The following is a 6,451-nucleotide window of genomic DNA, read 5'->3' on the forward strand; positions in this document are numbered from 1 at the left end:
GGGTTAAGTCTGTCTCATGTAACGGACTCCAGCGGCGCTATTCCGCTAAATTTATACAAAATAGAATTCTAACGGACACGAATGACGCTATCCTGCGAGTTTCCACTGAGTATTTATTGGTTTTCGGTGAATAACGGCTCTGGGGTCCGTTAAATTGGATTTGAAGCCTAAAAACGAGAAATAGAGGCTGTCATGTCCGTTAGAAGCGGAGGTCAGGATAGGGGGATGGGAGAGCGGGAGTTGAAACGGTGAGAGGGAGGATGGAGGAAGGAAGGAGGAAGGAGGAAGGAAGAAGAAAGAAGCAAGAAGCAAGAAGGAAGAAGGAAGAAGGAGGGCCAAGAGGAACCAAGAGGAACCAGGAATGAAGAAGGACGCAGGACGCAAGGTTCCCCTCTAAACAACCACCCTAACAACAAAAAAACCAGCTAGCAAGGCCGCTCAGATGAGCAGACGTGCTAGCTGGTGTATTGTTGTTTTAGACGCGCTCGATCACTTTATCGATGAGTCCGTATTCGGCTGCTTCCGCAGCACTCATGAAATTGTCGCGGTCTGTATCTTTTTCGATGCGTTCGAACGTTTGTCCTGTGCGCTCTGCAAGGATTTTGTTCAGGTTGTCTCTCATTTTCAAAATACGCTTCGCGCGAATTTCGATGTCGGAGGCTTGACCTTCAGCGCCGCCAAGCGGTTGGTGAATCATAACTTCGCTGTTCGGAAGCGCGTAACGCTTGCCTTTGGCGCCAGCTGTCAGCAGGAAAGCACCCATCGAAGCAGCCATACCTACGCAGATCGTGGAGACATCCGGCTTGATGAACTGCATCGTGTCGAAGATCGCCATACCGGCTGTGATGGAACCGCCAGGGCTGTTAATGTATAGCGAGATATCTTTATCAGGATCTTGTGCGGCCAAGAAAAGTAACTGAGCAATGATGGAGTTTGCCACAACATCGTTGACACCCGTGCCTAAGAAAATAATGCGGTCTTTCAGCAAGCGAGAGTAGATGTCATATCCTCTTTCACCGCGTGCGTCCTGTTCGACGACCATAGGGATAAAACTCATGAGAATGACCTCCTTGGGGTGGGTAGATGGTTTAAAAGATTGTTGCTGCCTGGGGCCAATGTCATCCTATGAGTTATGAGATTGATCTCCCGTGTACATACTATTTACAGTATCTACAAGTATGATAACGAAAAAACCTCCGAAGGTCAAGGAAGGTCAAACTAACAATAAAAAAAATCAGTCGAATGACTGATTTCTCTGATATTTCTTATTTATCCGCGTTGTTTACGCGCCCGAAAGGAATCGAACCTTTATCTCAGGCTTCGGAGGCCTACGTCATATCCATTGGACCACGGGCGCATGTTTCAAAAAAGYGAAGCAAGGGTTATTATATGTCACCTCTGCATAAAAAGCAATACCGTAAGCCCTTACAGTACATTTTGTTGAAATTGTTTGAACAATTGTTGAATGTTAAAGTGTTATTGGTTATAATAAACGTGTAAGGCAATTTTTTTTCACCCGGGTGGGACACAAAATGCAGACCCGGGACATAAAACGTCCATCACTGGATCAGGAGCGTCGAACGTCGTTATATGAGAGAAATTCTAGACATTCAGAAAAAGCTCTTGCCGGATCTCATGGACATCATGAAGAAGCGATACTCGATTCTGCATCATATCTTAATCTCTGGTGTTGTCGGACGCAGAACGCTAGCTTCTTCGCTCGATATGACGGAGCGGGTGCTCCGCGGAGAAGTTGACTTCCTTAAGGAGCAAGGGCTTCTGGAATCGGATGCCTCTGGGATGAAGATCAGTGAGTCCGGTCGTCAACTGCTCGAAGATATGCTGCCGATCATTAAGATCGCTTTTGGATTGACGGATTTGGAAGAAAGCATCGCGAAAGCGTACGGTCTCTCGCAAGTCATTGTAGTTCCTGGCGATACGGACACTTCGGTCTTTACGAAGAAGGAGCTAGGACGCGCTGGAGCAGCGGCATTGCGCAAATATGTAGCCAAAGGCGACATTATTGCGGTAACCGGCGGCTCAACAATGGCGCAGATTGCGAATAACCTGACGATTTCCTCTTCCATGAAAGGCAATTGGTTCGTACCGGCTCGCGGTGGACTTGGCGAAAGCGTGGATATGCAGGCAAATACGATCGCGTCTATTATGGCCAAGAAGACAGGCGGGAAATACAGACTGCTTCATGTGCCGGATCATTTAGGCGAGGAAGCGTACCAGACCCTTATCCAAGATCCACAGATTCAGGAAGTTGTTGACGCTGTTCGCAGTTGTCGCATCGTTGTTCACGGTATCGGAGATGCTATGGTCATGGCTCGAAGGCGTAAGGTGGATGCCGAAACGACTCGCAGCTTGCAAGGCGATGGCGCTCTGGCAGAAGCATTCGGGTACTATTTTGACCGCCAAGGAAATGTCGTGCACAAGATGCCTACAGTCGGGCTTCGTCTTGAGGATCTACAGCGGACAGAGGTCGTAATTGGCGTAGCAGGCGGTAAAAGCAAGGGCGAAGCGATCGCTTCCGTTCTAAGGCATGGGCAAGAAGATGTGCTGGTAACGGATGAAGCGGCGGCAATAGAAATTATGAAACATGTATAAATGAGACATCATAACGTGGGCTTGTGCTAGCTGCGTTTTGAAATAAATAAATCTTTTTTAATCTTAGGAGGAATTCGCTATGGTAAAAGTAGGTATTAACGGTTTCGGACGTATTGGTCGTAACGTGTTTCGCGCAGCTTTGAACAGCACAGAAGTACAAATCGTTGCAGTAAATGATTTGACTGACGTTAAAACACTGGCACACTTGCTTAAATATGACACAACTCACGGTAAACTAGACGCAACAGTTGAAGCTGGCGAAGGCGAATTGATCGTTAACGGTCGTTCCATCAAAGTTTTTGCTGAGCGTGACCCTGGGAACCTGCCATGGGCATCTGTAGGCGCTGAAATCGTTGTTGAATCCACTGGTATCTTCACAGCGAAAGAAAAAGCATCCCTTCACTTGAAAGGTGGAGCTAAGAAAGTTATCATTTCCGCTCCTGCATCCGACGAAGATATCACAATCGTACTTGGCGTTAACGAAGACAAATACGATCCAGCAGCTCACACAATCATCTCCAATGCATCTTGTACAACAAACTGCTTGGCACCTTTCGCAAAAGTTATCAACGATAGCTTCGGAATCGTAAAAGGTATGATGACAACTGTTCACTCTTACACAAATGACCAATCCGTGCTTGACGTGCCTCATAAAGACCTTCGTCGTGCTCGTGCAGCAGCTGAGAACATCATTCCTTCCAGCACTGGCGCAGCAAAGGCTATCGGTCTGGTTCTTCCAGAACTTAAAGGCAAATTGAACGGTATGTCTATGCGTGTTCCTACGCCTAACGTTTCAGTAACTGACTTGGTTGTTGAGTTGAAAGTTAACGTAACTGTTGATGAAGTAAACGCAGCTCTGAAAGCAGCTTCCGAAGGCCCTCTTAAAGGCATTCTGAACTACACAGAAGATGCTTTGGTTTCCAGCGATTTCAATGGCGATCCAGCTTCCTCCACAATCGATGCTCTTTCCACAATGGTAGTTGGCGACAACATGCTGAAAGTGGTTTCCTGGTACGACAACGAGTGGGGCTACTCCAACCGTGTAGTTGACTTGGCTGCTTTCATCGCTAAAAAAGGTCTGTAATTTCATAAAACACACACTAACAACCACATGAAGAGGAGAAGCGATTCTCCTCTTTATGTGCGATTGTCGCCTATATAAGGTTGTTCGGAAGCAGGAAGTACGAGGAAGTACGGAAGTAAACCATACACGTTCAGGAGGCTTTAACTTATGAGTAAGAAAAGTGTTCGCGATGTTGAAGTAGCTGGTAAAAGAGTATTCGTCCGCGTTGATTTCAACGTACCTGTAGAGAATGGTCAAATCACTGACGATACACGAATCAGAGAAACGCTCCCTACGATTAAATTCTTGGTAGAGCAAGGCGCTAAAGTCATTCTTGCTGCTCATTTTGGTCGTCCAAACGGTCAAGTGGTTGAAGAGCTCCGTTTAACGCCAGTTGCTGCTAAATTGGCAGAGCTTCTTGGTCAAAACGTAATTAAAGCGGATCAATCCGTTGGCGAAATCGTGAAAGCACAAGTGGATGCGCTTGAAAATGGYGACGTTCTCTTGCTTGAAAACGTTCGTTTCAACGAAGGCGAAGAGAAAAATGATCCTGAATTGGCAAAAGCTTTCGCTGATCTAGCTGATCTATTCGTGAATGATGCATTCGGTGCTGCTCACCGTGCACATGCTTCGACTTCCGGCATCGCAGCTTACATCCCGGCTGTTTCCGGTCTTTTGATGGAGAAAGAGCTGGATGTTCTAGGCAAAGCGCTGAACAACCCAGAGCGTCCTTTCACAGCAATCGTTGGCGGTTCCAAAGTGAAAGACAAAATCGCTGTCATTGAAAACCTCCTGAACATTGCAGACAACGTCTTGATTGGCGGCGGTCTATCCTATACATTCTTGAAAGCACAAGGCTATGAAGTCGGTAAATCGCTTCTGGACAATTCGAAGCTTGATTTGGCGCTTAGCTTTATTGCTAAAGCCAAAGAAAAAGGTGTTAACTTCCTGCTTCCTGTAGATATCGTTGTTACAGATAAATTCAGCGCAGATGCGAACACGCAAATCGTTGATATTGACAGCATTCCTGCGGATTGGGAAGGCATTGACATCGGACCTAAAACACGTGAGCTTTACGCAGACGTTATCGCGAAATCCAAACTGGTTGTTTGGAACGGACCGATGGGCGTATTTGAAATCGAGCCTTTCTCCCACGGTACACTTGCTGTAGCGCAAGCTTGTGCAAAAACAGAAGGTTACACAGTAATCGGCGGTGGCGATTCAGCTGCAGCAACAGAGAAATTCCACTTGGCTGAGCAAATGAACCACATGTCCACAGGCGGCGGAGCTTCCTTGGAGTTCATGGAAGGTAAAGCATTGCCAGGCGTTGTAGCCTTGAACGATAAATAATTTATTTTCAAAGGAGATCATATCCGAATGAGCAGAAAACCGATTATCGCGGGTAACTGGAAAATGTTCAAAACTGTTTCCGAAGCTGTTAGCTTTGTGAACGAAGTAAAAGGCAGCACAGTCCAAGGCGTAGAAAGCGTAATTTGTTCTCCTTTCACAAACCTGCCGGCATTAGTTGAAGCTGTAAAAGGCACAGAAGTGCATGTAGGCGCACAAAACCTGCATTTCGAAGACAATGGCGCGTTCACAGGCGAAATCTCCGGCGTAATGCTGAAAGATCTTGGCGTGGAATATGTCATTATCGGACACTCCGAGCGTAGAGCTTACTTCGCTGAAACGGACGAAATCGTGAACAAGAAAGTCGTTGCGGCTTTCAAACACGGCTTGAAACCGATCCTTTGCGTAGGTGAGAAGCTGGAAGAGCGCGAAGCGGGTCAAACGAAAGATGTTTGCAAAGTGCAAACAGAAGCGGCTTTTGCTGGCATTAGCGCAGAGCAAGCAGCACAAGTGGTTATCGCGTACGAGCCAATCTGGGCTATCGGTACTGGCAAGTCCTCTACGGCTGCTGATGCACAAGACGTTATCGGCTACATCCGTGAGCTTGTGAGCGGTCTATACGGCGCTTCCGTAGCAGATGCAGTTCGCATCCAATACGGCGGCAGCGTGAAGCCTAACAACATTGCTGAGTACATGGCACAACCTGATATCGATGGCGCACTTGTTGGTGGAGCAAGCTTAGAGTCTGCTTCTTACATCCAACTCGTCCAGGGGGCGAAGTAATATGTCCAGACCGAAACCGGTAGCACTCATCATTCTCGATGGCTTCGGACTTCGTTCGGAAGAGCAGGGGAATGCCGTTGCTCATGCCAAAAAGCCTAACTATGACCGTTACTGGTCAAGTTATCCACATACAACCTTAACGGCTTGCGGTGAAGCTGTAGGTTTGCCTGAAGGCCAGATGGGGAATTCTGAAGTAGGACACCTGAATATCGGCGCTGGCCGTATCGTTTATCAGGATCTGACGCGGATTTCCAAATCGATTCGTGACGGTGAATTCTACGACAATGAAACGATTCTCGGTGCTGTCCGTCATGCGAAAACAAACGGAAAGAAGCTGCACTTGTACGGGCTGCTTTCCGATGGCGGCGTGCACAGTCACATTCAGCATTTGTTCGCTTTGCTGGATCTAGCTAAGAAAGAAGATTTCCATGAAGTGTACATCCACGCATTCCTCGACGGCCGCGACGTGGCTCCGGATTCTGCGAAAAGCTACATGGAGAGTCTCCTGCAAAAAATTAAAGAGGTCGGCGTAGGCAAAATTGCGACCGTTCAAGGGCGCTATTATGCAATGGATCGCGATAAACGTTGGGAGCGTACGGAGAAATCCTACCGCGCCATGGTTTACGGTGAAGGTCCAGCGTACAC

General features: G+C 47.4%; 5 protein-coding genes, 1 tRNA gene and 1 pseudogene. 5 read left to right on the top strand and 2 right to left on the bottom strand.

What is annotated here, in order from left to right; all coding sequences use genetic code 11:
• Positions 1–475: 475 nt before the first annotated feature.
• Together clpP and AC1DUA_RS18570 are read right to left on the bottom strand one after the other, a co-directional pair.
• On the bottom strand, positions 476–1,057 hold the full coding sequence (gene clpP, locus AC1DUA_RS18565) for an ATP-dependent Clp endopeptidase proteolytic subunit ClpP (RefSeq protein WP_029195996.1): 582 nt from the start codon (positions 1,055–1,057) through the stop codon (positions 476–478).
• Positions 1,058–1,285: 228 nt separating this feature from the next.
• Positions 1,286–1,357, bottom strand: a tRNA-Arg gene (locus AC1DUA_RS18570).
• A gap of 233 nt (positions 1,358–1,590) precedes the next feature.
• Between AC1DUA_RS18570 and AC1DUA_RS18575 the strand changes: the two genes are divergently transcribed.
• From AC1DUA_RS18575 to AC1DUA_RS18595, 5 genes and pseudogenes are all read left to right on the top strand, one after another.
• Positions 1,591–2,613, top strand: a complete 1,023-nt coding sequence (locus AC1DUA_RS18575) for a sugar-binding transcriptional regulator (protein ID WP_477501182.1) — start codon at positions 1,591–1,593, stop codon at positions 2,611–2,613.
• 79 nt (positions 2,614–2,692) lie between these two features.
• Positions 2,693–3,697, top strand: a complete 1,005-nt coding sequence (gene gap, locus AC1DUA_RS18580; protein WP_477501183.1) for a type I glyceraldehyde-3-phosphate dehydrogenase — start codon at positions 2,693–2,695, stop codon at positions 3,695–3,697.
• A gap of 147 nt (positions 3,698–3,844) precedes the next feature.
• Positions 3,845–5,026: a phosphoglycerate kinase gene (locus AC1DUA_RS18585; RefSeq protein WP_477501184.1), complete on the top strand. Its 1,182-nt coding sequence runs from the start codon at positions 3,845–3,847 to the stop codon at positions 5,024–5,026.
• Positions 5,027–5,053: 27 nt separating this feature from the next.
• Positions 5,054–5,806, top strand: coding sequence for a triose-phosphate isomerase (gene tpiA / locus AC1DUA_RS18590; RefSeq protein ID WP_477501185.1), 753 nt, complete (start codon positions 5,054–5,056; stop codon positions 5,804–5,806).
• Between the two features lies 1 nt (position 5,807).
• Positions 5,808–6,451, top strand: a pseudogene (locus AC1DUA_RS18595) (2,3-bisphosphoglycerate-independent phosphoglycerate mutase); the annotation flags it as partial.

The organism is Paenibacillus sp. 01T422 (assembly GCF_056398785.1).

Bases quoted from the DNA above. Each gene is read 5' to 3' on its own strand.
- clpP (WP_029195996.1), bottom strand. From the start codon at position 1,057: ATGAGTTTTATCCCTATGGTCGTCGAACAGGACGCACGCGGTGAAAGA.
- AC1DUA_RS18575 (WP_477501182.1), top strand. From the start codon at position 1,591: ATGAGAGAAATTCTAGACATTCAGAAAAAGCTCTTGCCGGATCTCATG.
- gap (WP_477501183.1), top strand. From the start codon at position 2,693: ATGGTAAAAGTAGGTATTAACGGTTTCGGACGTATTGGTCGTAACGTG.
- tpiA (WP_477501185.1), top strand. From the start codon at position 5,054: ATGAGCAGAAAACCGATTATCGCGGGTAACTGGAAAATGTTCAAAACT.